This is a genomic window from Pseudomonas sp. B14(2017), assembly GCF_002113255.1.
Taxonomy (GTDB): Bacteria; Pseudomonadota; Gammaproteobacteria; order Pseudomonadales; family Pseudomonadaceae; genus Aquipseudomonas; species Aquipseudomonas putida_Z.
Window position 1 is genome coordinate 155,579 of the sequence record NZ_NEJY01000011.1, and the last position, 12,656, is coordinate 168,234.

Genomic DNA, 12,656 nt, shown 5'->3' on the forward strand with positions numbered 1-12,656 from the left:
GTTCAATAGTGGCTGTGCTGTGCCTGCTTGACCAACTCTTCGTACAGGCGTGCGTAGGGTTCCACGGCCTGGCACCAGTTGAACGGTTGGGTCATCGACAGGCAGCGCATGGCGTTCAGCAGGTCCTTCTTGCCATATACATAGAAGGCGCGGCTGAGTGCCTGGCGATAGCTCTCGACGGTGGACTCGTTGAACAGGAAGCCGGTGACGCCGCACTCGATGGTGTCGGCCAGGCCGCCAGTGTTGCGCGCCACCGGCAGCGAGCCGAAACGCTGCGCGTACATCTGGCTGAGGCCGCATGGCTCGTAGCGTGACGGCATCAGCAGGAAGTCGCTGCCGGCGAACATGCGCCGGGCATCGGTCTCGTTGAAGCCAATGCGTACGCCGATACGGCCCGGGTGGCGTAGCGCCAGTTCGCGCATGGCCTGCTCTTCTTCCGGCTCGCCACGGCCGATGATCGCGATCTGCCCGCCTTGCTCGACGATGTAGTCGGCCACACCCAGGGTCAGGTCCAGGCCTTTCTGGTAGACCAGGCGCGAAACCACGGCGAACAGCGGGCCTTCGGAGGGCTGCAGTTTGAACAGCTCGCGCACTTCCTGGGCATTGCGCGCCTTGCCTTCCCAGTCGTTGATGCTGAAGTTGTGCTGCAGGTGCTTGTCGGTGGCCGAGTCCCAGCTTTCGTCAATGCCATTGGGAATGCCGCCGAGCAGGCCTTGCTGGGCCTTGCTGGCGAGGAAGCCGTCCAGGCCGCAGCCGAATTCCGGGGTGGTGATTTCCCGGGCATAGGTGGCGCTGACCGTGGTGATGTGGCTGGCGTAGGCCAGGCCGGCCTTGAGGAACGACAGCTTGCCGTAGAACTCCATGCCTTCCTGCTGCATGGCATGTTCGGGGATTGCCAGCTCCGGGCTGCAGCCGCGGCTGTACACGCCCTGGTAGGCCAGGTTGTGGATGGTGAACAGGGTTGGCGTACTCAGCCCGCGCCAGTGCATGTAGGCCGGAGCCAGGCCGGCGGGCCAGTCGTGGGCGTGCACCACTTCGGGCTTCCAGTGGATCCTGCCTTCGCCGGCGGCGATTTCGGCGGCGGCCAGGCCCAGGCGGGCGAAGCGGATGTGGTTGTCGGGCCAGTCGCGGCCGTTGTTGGCGCCATAGGGGGTGCCGTCGCGCTGGTACAGTTCGGGGCAGATCAGCACATAGATGACCAGGCCGTCGGCCATGTCCATGCGCCCGATCTTGCACGGTGGCAGGGCGGCGTGGCCACCCAGTTCACCGACGATGTGGATGGGGTTGTCGCTTTCCATCACCTGGCGGTAGCCGGGGATCAGCACCCGCACATCGTGCAGGTGCGCCAGGGCACGGGGCAGGGCTGCAGACACGTCACCCAGGCCACCGGTTTTCACCAGGTCGGCGATTTCCGAGGTCACGAACAAAATCTTGCGCTTGTTGCGGTTGTGCTGGCGCTGGGCGCCGGGTGCCTTGCCTGTCGTGGCGAAGTCCGGGGTGAGCGGTTCGCGGTTGTCCGGGTTGAATGAATCTACGTGAGGCTCGACAGCGGCACTGATCATACTTCTCTCCGTCCCTATGCTTGGCCGGGTGCTGGCACCCGTGGCGATGTTTCGTGTTGGTTCTCTCTGATTCTGGATTCTGCGTAGTGCGTTCCATGCCCCAGGGTCGTGCGCGCAGGCACGGCGCGATCGGCATTCCGGCCGAAGGCGATTGCGCTGGTTGGGGTGTGTGGGCCGATGCTGGGAAGTCCCTTTGCGTTTGGCCTACTTAGTTCCTGACCTGCCCGCGTTCCGGAAAGTTCGACTTTTTTTCGTCACTCTTCCGTTGAGCAAATGGCGGGCCGAAACCCGAGTGTAGGAGAGAAAGAGATAAAAAGGTGACCCGCTGGTCACTATTGTCATGCCGCGGAATAGACGCAAACGTTGGCGTTTGTGACCGGAGGTGGAAAGGGGCGGAGGGGGGATAGGGATGGTGCGCCAAATTGTGGCTTTCAAGTGCTGATGCACCAGAGTAGGGCGCAAGGCAGATGTTGGATTCTTTCGCAATCTTCGTGGGAGCGGGCGTGCCCGCGAAGAGGCCGGGCCTGGAAAAGAGGATTCAGAGAGAGACAAGCAGAGTGGGAGCCATTCAGCCCCCACAAGAAGAAGGTAGAATCAGAGGCTGACAGCTTTGTCTTCAGCGCGCTGTTGTGTCAGCAGCAGGTTCAGTTGAGCGACCTGCTGGCGCAGCTGGTCACGTTCGTCCTTCAGTTTACGCAGCTCATCACGGCGCACGGAGACATAGAGGGTCTGGGTTGGGGTTGCAGGCATCAAGGTACCCATGAGCACACCTCGCGGTTTTGGCTGGTGACAAGTTAAAGCGTAGACGCTTCACGCGGGCGCATTCTGAATTCTTTTGCAAGTCTTGGGAACTTTTTTGTTTATCGTGGTCTCGCCGTTCGTCGCTGAACCCTCGAGCGGTTCGCTGGACTAAGCTGAAAAGCTAATTTGTGTTGTCATTTATTTCGAAAGGGGAGCATCGGCTCATGCAACTGGGAATCATCGGGCTGGGCCGCATGGGCGGCAATATCGCAAGGCGCCTGATGCGCGCCGGCCACCGCACCGTGGTACACGATCGCAACCGTGAGGCCATCGTTGGCCTGGAGGGCGAGGGTGCCCAGGGTGCGCACGACCTCGGCGCACTGGTGCAGAAGCTGAAAGCACCGCGCGCGGTGTGGGTCATGCTGCCCGCCGGCGAGCCCACCGAGCAGACCATCGCCCAGCTGGCCGAGCTGCTGGAGCCGGGCGATGCGATCATCGACGGCGGCAACACCTTCTACAAGGACGACATGCGCCGCGCCGCCGAGCTGGCCAAGCGCGGGCTGCATTACCTGGACGTCGGCACCTCGGGCGGTGTGTGGGGCCTGGACCGTGGCTACTGCATGATGATCGGTGGCGAAAAGGACGTGTTCGAGCGCCTGGAGCCTCTGTTCAAGGCGCTGGCCCCGGGCGTGGGTGACATCCCGCGTACCCATGGCCGCAGCGGCGAGCACCAGCGTGCCGAACACGGCTACATCCACGCCGGCCCACCCGGTGCCGGGCACTACGTGAAAATGGTGCACAACGGCATTGAATACGGCCTGATGCAGGCCTATGCCGAAGGTTTCGACCTGCTGCGCAGCAAGGGCGGCAACGAACTGCCGGAAGACCAGCGTTTCGACCTGAACGTGGCCGAAATCGCCGAAGTGTGGCGGCGTGGCAGCGTGGTCACCTCGTGGCTGCTCGACCTCACCGCCGATGCGCTGGTGGCCGACCCGCAGCTGTCGCAGTTCAGTGGCTCGGTGTCCGACAGTGGCGAGGGCCGCTGGACCATCGACGCCGCCGTCGAGCAGGCGGTGCCGGTGCCGGTGCTGTCCAGCGCGCTGTTCGCCCGCTTCCGCTCGCGCCAGCAGCAAGGCACCTATGGTGACAAGATTCTCTCGGCCATGCGCCTGGGCTTCGGTGGCCACGTCGAGAAAAAAGCCGAATGACCAAACAGAGCATTCCGGCCGCTCCGCCATGCACCCTGTTCCTGTTCGGCGCCAATGGCGACCTGGTCAAGCGCTTGCTGATGCCGGCGCTTTACAACCTCAGCCGTGACGGTCTGCTGGACCGTAACTTGCGTATCGTCGGTGTCGACCACAACCCGGCCACTGCCGAGGAATTCGCCGAGCGCCTGCATGCGTTCATGGTCGAGCGTGACAAAGGTGGCGAGGGCACGGCCAAGTGCCTGGATGAGAAGCTCTGGGCACGCCTGGCCAAGCGCCTGGATTACCAGACCGGCGATTTCCTCGACCCGGCCACCTACCAGGCCCTCGCCAAGCGCATCGACACAACCCGCCACGGCAACGCCATCTTCTACCTGGCGACCTCGCCGCGCTTCTTCCCCGAAGTGGCGCAGCGCCTGGGGCAGGCCGGGCTGCTCGACGAATCGGCCGGCGGCTTTCGCCGGGTCGTGGTGGAAAAGCCCTTTGGCACCGACCTGGCCAGCGCCGAGGCGCTCAACGCCTGCCTGCTGAAGGTGATGGGCGAGCGGCAGATCTACCGCATCGACCATTACCTGGGCAAAGAGACGGTGCAGAACATCCTGGTCAGCCGGTTCTCCAACGGCTTGTTCGAATCGTTCTGGAACAACCACTACATCGACCATGTGCAGATCACCGCCGCGGAAACCGTCGGCGTCGAGACCCGTGGTGCGTTCTATGACAGCACCGGGGCGTTGCGCGACATGGTGCCCAACCACCTGTTCCAGTTGCTGGCGATGGTGGCCATGGAACCCCCGGCCGCGTTCGCCGCCGATGCCGTGCGCAGCGAAAAGGCCAAGGTGGTCGGCGCCATCCGCCCATGGTCGGCGAAGATGGCCCTGAAAAACTCCGTGCGTGGCCAGTACAGTGCCGGCAAGCAGGGGCGCAAGCAGTTGCCCGGCTACCGCCACGAGGCCAACGTCGCGGCGGATAGCCAGACCGAGACCTATGTGGCGCTGAAGGTGATGATCGACAACTGGCGCTGGGCTGGCGTGCCGTTCTACCTGCGCACTGGCAAGCGCATGAGCGTGCGTGATACCGAAATCGCCATCTGCTTCAAGCCGGCGCCTTATGCGCAGTTCCGCGAGTCGGAGCTGGAGCGGCCCAAGCCCAATTACCTGAAGATCCAGATCCAGCCCAACGAAGGCATGTGGTTCGACCTGCAGGCCAAGCGCCCCGGGCCGGAGCTGGTGATGGAGAACGTCGAGCTGGGCTTTGCCTACAAGGACTTCTTCAAGATGACCCCGGCGACCGGCTACGAGACGCTGATCTACGACTGCCTGACCGGTGACCAGACCCTGTTCCAGCGGGCTGACAACATCGAGAACGGCTGGCGCGCGGTGCAGCCGTTCCTCGATGCCTGGGCCCAGGGTGGCGAGGTGCATGAGTACCCGGCCGGTGAGGACGGGCCCGATGCCGGCAATGAATTGCTGGCGCGGGACAAGCGCGAGTGGCATCGGTTGGGGTGAGTTTTTTGTAAAGCCTGTGCCGGCCCTTTCGCGGGCACGCCCGCTCCCACAGGTATTGCACCGCCTTCACGGGCTGTGGTGCACCTGTGGGAGCGGGCATGCCCGCGAAGAGGCCGTCACAGGCAACCACACAAAGGAGCCTCAATGCCTGCCCACATCGAAGACTATGCCCTGCTGGGCAACTGCCGCAGCGCCGCCCTGGTCAGCCGCGATGGCTCGCTCGACTGGCTGTGCCTGCCACGCTTCGACGCCCCCGCGGTATTCGCCGCACTGCTGGGCAACGAGGAAAACGGCCGCTGGCGCCTGGCCCCCTGCGACCCGGTCGAACACAGCAGCCGCCAATACCTGGACGACACCCTGGTGCTGGAAACCACCTGGGTCACCGCCACCGGCCGCGCCCGCGTGCTCGACTTCATGCCGCTGGGCGAGGCCAACGCGCTGGTGCGCATCGTCGAGGGCCTCGCTGGCGAAACCAACTTCGAAATGGACCTGGTCATGCGCTTCGACTACGGCCGCAGCGTGCCCTGGGTTGAACGGCTCGACCCGCTGACCCTCAGCGCCGTCGCCGGCCCCGACCGGCTGATCCTGTGCAGCACCGTCCCCCCGCATGCCCGTGACCAGCACACCGTCGCCCGCTTTCGCGTTGGCGCGGGCGAACGCCAGGTGTTCAGCCTGCGCCACCAGCCCTCGCACCTGCCGGTGCAGCCCGGCTGTGATAGCGATGAAGCGCTGGCGCAGACCATCGACCAATGGCAGGCCTTCGCCGCCCGCTGCCCACAGGTGGGCCCATACTCCGCCTTGGTGCGCCGCTCGCTGCTGACCCTCAAGGCCATGACCTACGCGCCCACCGGCGGCATCGTTGCCGCCGTCACCACCTCACTGCCCGAGCGCATCGGCCACGAGCGCAACTGGGACTACCGCTTCTGTTGGCTGCGCGACGCGACCATGACCCTGCTGGCCTTCATGAACCTCGGCTACTTCGACGAAGCCCAGGCCTGGCGCGAGTGGCTGTTGCGCTCGGTGGCCGGCAACCCCGAGCAGATGCAGATCATGTATGGCCTGGCGGGCGAACGTGACCTGCAGGAATACACCTTGCCGTGGCTGGCCGGTTACGAGCACTCGCAACCGGTGAGGGTGGGCAATGCAGCGTCAGCGCAGATGCAACTGGACATCTATGGCGAACTCGCCGATGCCATGACCCAGGCAATCAAGGGCGGCTTGCCCCGCCACCCGCGCAGCGCCGCCATCGCCCGCTCGATCCTGCCTTACGTAGAGCGCATCTGGCGCCAGCCGGACGAGGGCATCTGGGAAGTGCGCGGCGGCCGGCAGCAGTTCGTGCACTCCAAGGTCATGGCCTGGATGGCCTTCGACCGTGCCGCGGGGCTGGCCGACACCACCGAGGAAGGCCGCGAGCGCGGGCGGCATTACCGCCAGGTAGCTGACGAGATTCGTCGTGAGGTGTGCGCGCAGGGCCTGGACCCCAGCGGCCGCTTTTTCGTCCAGGCCTATGGCTCGACCGAGATGGATGCCAGTTTGTTGCACATCGCCCTGACCGGCTTCCTGCCGGCGGATGACCCACGCTTCTTGCGCACGCTCGAACAGGTCGAACAGCGCCTGCTGAAAAACGGCCTGCTGCTGCGCTATGACAGTGACCGCTGCAGCGACGGCCTGACACCCGGGGAGGGCACCTTCCTGGTGTGTTCGTTCTGGCTGGCCGACGTGTATGTATTGCTGGGCCGCCAGGCACAAGCGCAGGCACTGTACGAACGCCTGACCGGCCTGTGCAACGACCTTGGCCTGCTGGCTGAACAGTACGACCCGGCGGGCCAGCGCATGCTCGGCAACTTCCCCCAGGCGTTCAGCCATATCGGCATCATCAACACCGCACTGAACCTGCACCGCGCACAGTGCCCGGTGCGTGATCGGGCGAGTTGTAGCTAAGTCAGGTGGCGGTCTCCCCCTGTAGGAGCGGCCTTGTGTCTCGATCGGGCTGCAAAGCAGCCCCGGCAGTTCATGCAGCGAGGCTGAAATCCCGGGGGCGCTACGCACCCCTTTCGCGACACAAGGCCGCTCCTACAGGGATTGCGCTGGCTTGGAGTAAGCGGAGTAGACTAGGGCAAACCCCTTCGGCACGGAGCACACATGGGCATTCGCGGTACTGATCGGCAGATCGACAACATCGAATTCAATTTCATCTACCCAGACGGTTATGAGCTGGCGGTGTGGACGGCCCAAGCCTGATGGCCAACCACAAGATCGAAATCCGCCGGCGCAATATCGAGAAGATCCTGCAGGCGGCGGAAAAGGTGTTCGCCGAGAAGGGCTACGGCGCCACCTCGATGGGTGATATCGCCGAGCAGGCCGAGTTGCCGCGTTCCAACCTGCATTATTACTTCAGCACCAAGGACGACCTGTTCCGCGCGGTGCTGCAGGACCTGCTGGATGTGTGGAAGCAGGACGCGCTGTGCTTCGAGAACTTCGACGACCCGCGCGTGGTGCTGACCAGTTACATCCGGGCGAAGATGGGCCACTCGCGCTCGCGGCCGCTGGGCTCGAAGATCTGGGCCGAAGAGATGCTGCATGGGGCGCCGGTGCTGGGGGTGAACCTGGATGAAAGCCTGGTGCCCTGGGCCAAGTTGAAGGAAGCCAAGATCCGCCGCTGGGTGGAGGAGGGGCGCATCCTGCCGGTGGAGCCGTCGGCGCTTTTGTACATGATCTGGGCCTCGACCCAACACTATGCCGACTTTGGTTACCAGGTGACGTTGCTCAATGGCGGGGAGGCGTTGTCGGACATGGCCTTTGAAAATGCCGTGCAGACGGTGACCAGCGTGATCTTGCGGGGGATCGGGCTGGAGCCTTGAGGTCGGTGTACGCTGAGCGATTGGGGCCGCTTTGCGGCCCTTCGCGGGCACGCCCGCTCCCACAGGTGTTTCGCTGTCCTCCCAAGCAGCGCGATCCCTGTGGGAGCGGGCGTGCCCGCGAAGGGCTGCAAGGCAGCCCCAATTGCCTCAACTGGCCTCGCAGTAGGGATTACGCGGGTCCTGCGTCCAGTTCAGGTACGGCTTGCCGGTATCCTGAGCCACCATCTCGATGCAGTTCTCCACCGGGCAGGTGATCTGGCACAGGTTGCAGCCCACGCATTCCTCCTCGATCACGCTGTAGGCATGCGTGCCATCTGCCTTCAGCGTACTGGCAATCGCCTGGTGCGAAGTATCCTCGCAGGCAATGTGGCAGCGCCCGCAGCCAATGCATGCTTGCTGGTCGATGTGCGCCACCGACTTGTAGTTCATGTCCAGGTACTTCCAGTCGGTGGTATGCCCCACCGCCTGGCCGCGGAACGCCTCGATGTTGCGGTGCCCGTGCTGGTCCATCCAGCGCGCCAGGCCGTCCTTCATGTCCTCGACGATGCGGAAGCCGTGCAGCATCGCTGCCGTGCACACCTGCACGGCGCCACTGCCCAGGGCCATGAACTCGGCTGCGTCACGCCAACTGCCGATGCCGCCAATGCCACAGATCGGCAAGCCGCGCGTTTGCGGGTCGCGGGCGATTTCCGCCACCATGTTCAGGGCAATCGGCTTTACCGCCGAACCGCAGTAGCCGCCATGGGTGCTCTGGTCGCCAACGATAGGGTGGGCGACCATGCGGTCGAGGTCGACGCTGGTGATCGAGTTGATGGTATTGATCAACGACACCGCATCGGCCCCGCCACGGTGCGCGGCACGGGCCGACTGGCGGATGTCGGTGATGTTCGGCGTGAGTTTGACGATCACCGGCAGCGAGCAGTACGTCTTGCACCAGCGGGTGACCATTTCCACGTACTCCGGCACCTGGCCGACCGCCGCACCCATGCCGCGCTCCGGCATGCCGTGCGGGCAGCCGAAGTTCAGTTCGATGCCATCGGCCCCGGTGGCTTCCACCAGCGGCAGGATGAACTTCCACGAGTCTTCCACGCACGGCACCATCAGCGACACGATCAGCGCGCGGTCGGGCCAGTCCTTCTTCACCTGGGTGATTTCGCGCAGGTTGATGTCCAGCGAGCGGTCGGTGATCAGCTCGATGTTGTTGATGCCCTGCACCTGGCGGTTGGGGCCGTAATGCGCCGAGTAGCGCGACGACACGTTGACTGCCGCCGGGTCTTCGCCCAGGGTTTTCCACACTACGCCACCCCAGCCGGCCTCGAAGGCGCGGACCACGTTGTAGGCCTTGTCGGTCGGCGGTGCGGAGGCCAGCCAGAAGGGGTTGGGTGCCTTGATGCCGGCAAATTCGATGGACAGGTCGGCCATTTACGCAGCCTCCACGTTGAGCATGAGTTGGGCATGGATGGCTTCGGCGGCCAGCTTGCCGTGTTGCACCGCCTGGACGGTAAGGTCCTGGCCCAGGGCGGTGCAGTCGCCGCCGGCATATACGCCAGGCAGGCTGGTTTGCATCCTTTCGTCGACGCGGATGCGCTCGCCGTCGCGAGCCAGTTGTGCGGCCACCGGGTCGCCGAGGCTGGCGTCGTCGAAGCGTTGGCCGATGGCCTTGAAGATGGCATCGGCGGCCAGTTCGAAGGTTGCGCCGGTGTCGCGCAGGCGGCCGTCTGCCAGTTCGGTGCGGGCAAAGCGCATGCCGCGCACCTTGCCGCTGTCGTCCAGCAGCACGGCATCGGGGCGGGCCCAGATGTGCAGGCGTACCTGGTTGGCCTTGGCGATGTCCTGCTCGTGGCCGGTGGCACCCATGTCGGCATGGCCACGGCGGTACACCAGGTTGACGTCACGGGCTCCCAGGCGGCTCATCTGCACGGCCATGTCGATGGCGGTGTTGCCGGCGCCGATCACCAGGCAGCGGTCGGCCAGGGGCAGCTGGCTCAGGTCGTCGGCCTGGCGCAGTTCGCGGATGTATGCGGTGGCGGCGAGCAGGCCGGGGGCCTCTTCATCCGGCAGGCCGAGCTGGCGCACGGCATTCAGGCCCAGGCCGAGGAACACTGCGTCGTACTGATCGCGCAGTTCGCCCAGGCCGAGGTTGCTGCCCAGGCGCTGGCCATGGCGGATCTCGATGCCGCCGATGCCGAGCAGGAATTCCACTTCACGCTGGGCGTAGTCGTCCACCAGCTTGTAGCGGGCGATGCCGTACTCGTTGAGGCCACCGGCCTTGTCACTGGCCTCGAACACCACCACATCATGCCCGTGCATGGCCAGGCGGTGGGCGCACGACAGCCCGGCGGGGCCGGCCCCAACTACGGCGATGCGCTTGCCAGTGGCCGGCGAGCGCTGGAACGGGTGCTCGGTGAACTGGGCGTTGTCCAGGGCATAGCGCTGCAGCTGGCCGATCAGCACCGGTGCGCATTCCTGCGCGTTGTTGCGTACGCAGGCTTGCTGGCAAAGGATTTCGGTGGGGCAGACGCGGGCGCAACTGCCGCCGAGGATGTTGGCCGAGAGGATGCGCTCGGCGGCGCCTTGCAGGTTTTCGTCGCTGATGCGATGGATGAACGACGGGATGTCGATGTCGCTGGGGCAAGCGTTGACGCAGGGGGCGTCATAGCAATACAGGCAGCGTGCGCTTTCGACGGCGGCCTGGCGGGCGGTGAGGGGTGGGGCCAGGTCGCTGAAGCGCTCGGCCAGCTGGTCGGCGCCGGCCCGTGGGCGCGGCAAGTGGTTCAGGGCGTCGATCACGGTTGTAGCCTCTCTTTTTATATGGGGCTTGGAATGGGGGCGCGGTGCGCCCCAATCGCCGGCAAGCCAGCTCCCACAGGTACAGTGTTGTCCTTGAGAGCATTGCCATCCCTGTAAGAGCTGGTTCCATCAGGAGAGCCATGCCCTTGAGAGCAGCACTATTCCTGTGGGAGCTGGCTTGCCGGCGATGGGCTGCGCAGCAGCCCCAATGGCCTTAACGCTGCACGGGCGTCGGCCGCTGCACTTCGGCTCTGCGCCCCAGCACTTCATACACCGACGGATACGCCGGCCGTTCCACATACCGGCCCGCGCCTTTTTCCGCACGCAGTTCGCCATCGGCCCAGAGCACCTTGCCCTGGCTGATGGTATGGCTGGGGATGCCGCGCACGGTACGGCCTTCGAAGATGTTGAAGTCCACCTGCTGGTGGTGAGTCTTGGCCGAGATGGTGCGGGTGCCTTGCGGGTCCCACAGCACCAGGTCGGCGTCGGCACCAACACGAATGGCACCTTTGCGCGGGAACAGGTTGAAGATTTTCGCGGTGTTGGTGGAGGTCAGCGCGACGAACTCATGCATCGACAGGCGCCCGCTGTTCACCCCGGCATCCCACAGCACCGCCATGCGGTCCTCGATGCCGGCAGTACCGTTGGGGATACGGCTGAAGTCGTCGCGGCCCATGGCTTTCTGCTCGGCGCAGAAGCAGCAATGGTCGGTGGCGGTAGTGTGCAGGTTGCCCGACTGCAGCCCGCGCCACAGCGCCTCCTGGTGTTCGCGCGGGCGGAACGGTGGACTCATCACGTAGCCTGCGGCGGTGGCCCAGTCCGGGTCACGGTAGACGCTGTCATCCAGCAGCAGATGGCCTGGCAGCACTTCGCCATACACCGGCTGGCCCTTGCCCCTGGCATAGGCGATTTCGTCCAGCGCTTCGCGGCTGGAAACATGCACCAGGTACAGTGGCGTGCCCAGGGTCTCGGCAATGCGGATGGCGCGGCTGGCCGCCTCGCCCTCGACCTGGGACGGGCGTGACAGCGGGTGGGCTTCCGGCCCGGTCAGGCCCTGGGCCAGCAGTTTTTTCTGCAGGTGGTACACCAGTTCGCCGTTCTCGGCATGCACTGTGGGCACCGCACCCAGTTGCAGGCAGCGCTCGAAGCTGGCCACCAGGGTGTCGTCGGCGGCCATGATCGCATTCTTGTAGGCCATGAAGTGCTTGAAGCTGTTCACCCCATGTTTGGCCACCAGTTCGCCCATTTCTTCGGCCACCTGCTCGCTCCACCAGGTGATGGCGACATGGAAGCCGTAGTCGCTGGCGCTTTTCTGCGCCCAGCCGCGCCAGGTGTGGAAGGCCTCCAGCAACGACTGCTGCGGGTTGGGGATGACGAAGTCGATGATCGAGGTGGTGCCACCGGCCAGGCCCGCGGCGGTGCCGCTGAAGAAGTCCTCGCTGGCCACGGTGCCCATGAACGGCAGCTGCATGTGGGTATGCGGGTCGATGCCGCCGGGCATCAGGTACTGGCCGCTGCCGTCGAGGATCTCGCAGTCGGTGGGCGGTTCGAGGTTTTGCCCGATGGCGCGGATCAGGCCATCGGCACACAGGACATCGGCGGGGTAACTCTCTTCGTGGGTGACCACGGTGGCGCCACGGATCAACAGGGACATGCCGTTTTCCTCGCAGGCTGACCGGTCTGGGCCGGTTCTTGGAATTGTCTGGGTGCAGGGCGTACAGGGCGGTTAATCCTGTCAGACCTGACAAGATTGGAGGCTAGATGCAGATACGGCATTCAGCAAGAAAATTTTCCCATTAATTTTGTGGTTTTTAACTCATTGAAATTAAGGAAATTATTTGTTTTTCGGTGCTGACTACGGGGCTTTTTGAAACTTTGACTGACTTGACAAGATGAAAATCTGGTCGAGATTTTCAAGCACATAAAGCGTGTGTACTCCGGCCATCGCATCAACCCGATGGGCAAACAACTACAAGAACATCTGGAGAAGGC

General features: G+C 64.3%; 9 protein-coding genes. 4 read left to right on the forward strand and 5 right to left on the reverse strand.

Going from position 1 to position 12,656, the window contains the following annotated elements; genetic code table 11:
- Nucleotides 1-2 precede the first annotated feature (2 nt).
- The gene (gene glgA, locus CAG34_RS13515; RefSeq protein ID WP_085590532.1) at nt 3-1,562 is read right to left on the reverse strand and encodes a glycogen synthase GlgA; all 1,560 of its coding nucleotides are present in this window, start codon (nt 1,560-1,562) and stop codon (nt 3-5) included.
- 594 nt (nt 1,563-2,156) lie between these two features.
- A complete protein-coding gene (locus CAG34_RS29010) occupies nt 2,157-2,324 on the reverse strand; it encodes a DUF6026 family protein (RefSeq protein WP_256573554.1) in 168 nt (55 codons plus the stop codon).
- Between the two features lie 203 nt (nt 2,325-2,527).
- Here CAG34_RS29010 and gnd point away from each other — a divergent pair, with 203 nt between their 5' ends.
- The 4 genes from gnd (at nt 2,528) to CAG34_RS13540 (ending at nt 7,874) form a co-directional block, all read left to right on the forward strand.
- Nucleotides 2,528-3,511, forward strand: a complete 984-nt coding sequence (gnd, locus tag CAG34_RS13520; RefSeq protein WP_085590534.1) for a phosphogluconate dehydrogenase (NAD(+)-dependent, decarboxylating) — start codon at nt 2,528-2,530, stop codon at nt 3,509-3,511.
- Nucleotides 3,508-5,013 (forward strand): glucose-6-phosphate dehydrogenase, encoded by a 1,506-nt coding sequence (zwf, locus tag CAG34_RS13525; protein ID WP_085590536.1) that lies wholly within the window; start codon nt 3,508-3,510, stop codon nt 5,011-5,013. Before gnd ends, zwf begins: the two co-directional genes overlap by 4 nt.
- Before the next feature lie 144 nt (nt 5,014-5,157).
- On the forward strand, nt 5,158-6,954 hold the full coding sequence (locus CAG34_RS13535) for a glycoside hydrolase family 15 protein (RefSeq protein ID WP_085590538.1): 1,797 nt from the start codon (nt 5,158-5,160) through the stop codon (nt 6,952-6,954).
- A 299-nt stretch (nt 6,955-7,253) separates the two neighbouring features.
- Nucleotides 7,254-7,874 carry a TetR/AcrR family transcriptional regulator gene (locus CAG34_RS13540; protein ID WP_015270992.1) on the forward strand — a complete coding sequence of 207 codons (621 nt, stop codon included), beginning with the start codon at nt 7,254-7,256 and terminating at the stop codon, nt 7,872-7,874.
- A gap of 147 nt (nt 7,875-8,021) precedes the next feature.
- On the opposite strand, the gene preA is transcribed toward CAG34_RS13540, so the two are convergent.
- The 3 genes from preA to hydA all read right to left on the reverse strand — a co-directional run bounded on the left by preA (nt 8,022) and on the right by hydA (nt 12,318).
- Complete coding sequence (gene preA, locus CAG34_RS13550; protein WP_085590540.1) at nt 8,022-9,296, reverse strand: NAD-dependent dihydropyrimidine dehydrogenase subunit PreA; 1,275 nt, start codon at nt 9,294-9,296, stop codon at nt 8,022-8,024.
- Nucleotides 9,297-10,664: an NAD(P)-dependent oxidoreductase gene (locus CAG34_RS13555; RefSeq protein ID WP_085590542.1), complete on the reverse strand. Its 1,368-nt coding sequence runs from the start codon at nt 10,662-10,664 to the stop codon at nt 9,297-9,299.
- Nucleotides 10,665-10,878: 214 nt separating this feature from the next.
- Complete coding sequence (gene hydA, locus CAG34_RS13560) at nt 10,879-12,318, reverse strand: dihydropyrimidinase (RefSeq protein ID WP_085590543.1); 1,440 nt, start codon at nt 12,316-12,318, stop codon at nt 10,879-10,881.
- Nucleotides 12,319-12,656 lie beyond the last annotated feature (338 nt).

Coding starts and splice junctions, on each gene's coding strand:
- glgA (WP_085590532.1), bottom strand. CDS start 1,562: ATGATCAGTGCCGCTGTCGAGCCTCACGTAGATTCATTCAACCCGGAC.
- CAG34_RS29010 (WP_256573554.1), bottom strand. CDS start 2,324: ATGGGTACCTTGATGCCTGCAACCCCAACCCAGACCCTCTATGTCTCC.
- gnd (WP_085590534.1), top strand. CDS start 2,528: ATGCAACTGGGAATCATCGGGCTGGGCCGCATGGGCGGCAATATCGCA.
- zwf (WP_085590536.1), top strand. CDS start 3,508: ATGACCAAACAGAGCATTCCGGCCGCTCCGCCATGCACCCTGTTCCTG.
- CAG34_RS13535 (WP_085590538.1), top strand. CDS start 5,158: ATGCCTGCCCACATCGAAGACTATGCCCTGCTGGGCAACTGCCGCAGC.
- CAG34_RS13540 (WP_015270992.1), top strand. CDS start 7,254: ATGGCCAACCACAAGATCGAAATCCGCCGGCGCAATATCGAGAAGATC.
- preA (WP_085590540.1), bottom strand. CDS start 9,296: ATGGCCGACCTGTCCATCGAATTTGCCGGCATCAAGGCACCCAACCCC.
- hydA (WP_085590543.1), bottom strand. CDS start 12,318: ATGTCCCTGTTGATCCGTGGCGCCACCGTGGTCACCCACGAAGAGAGT.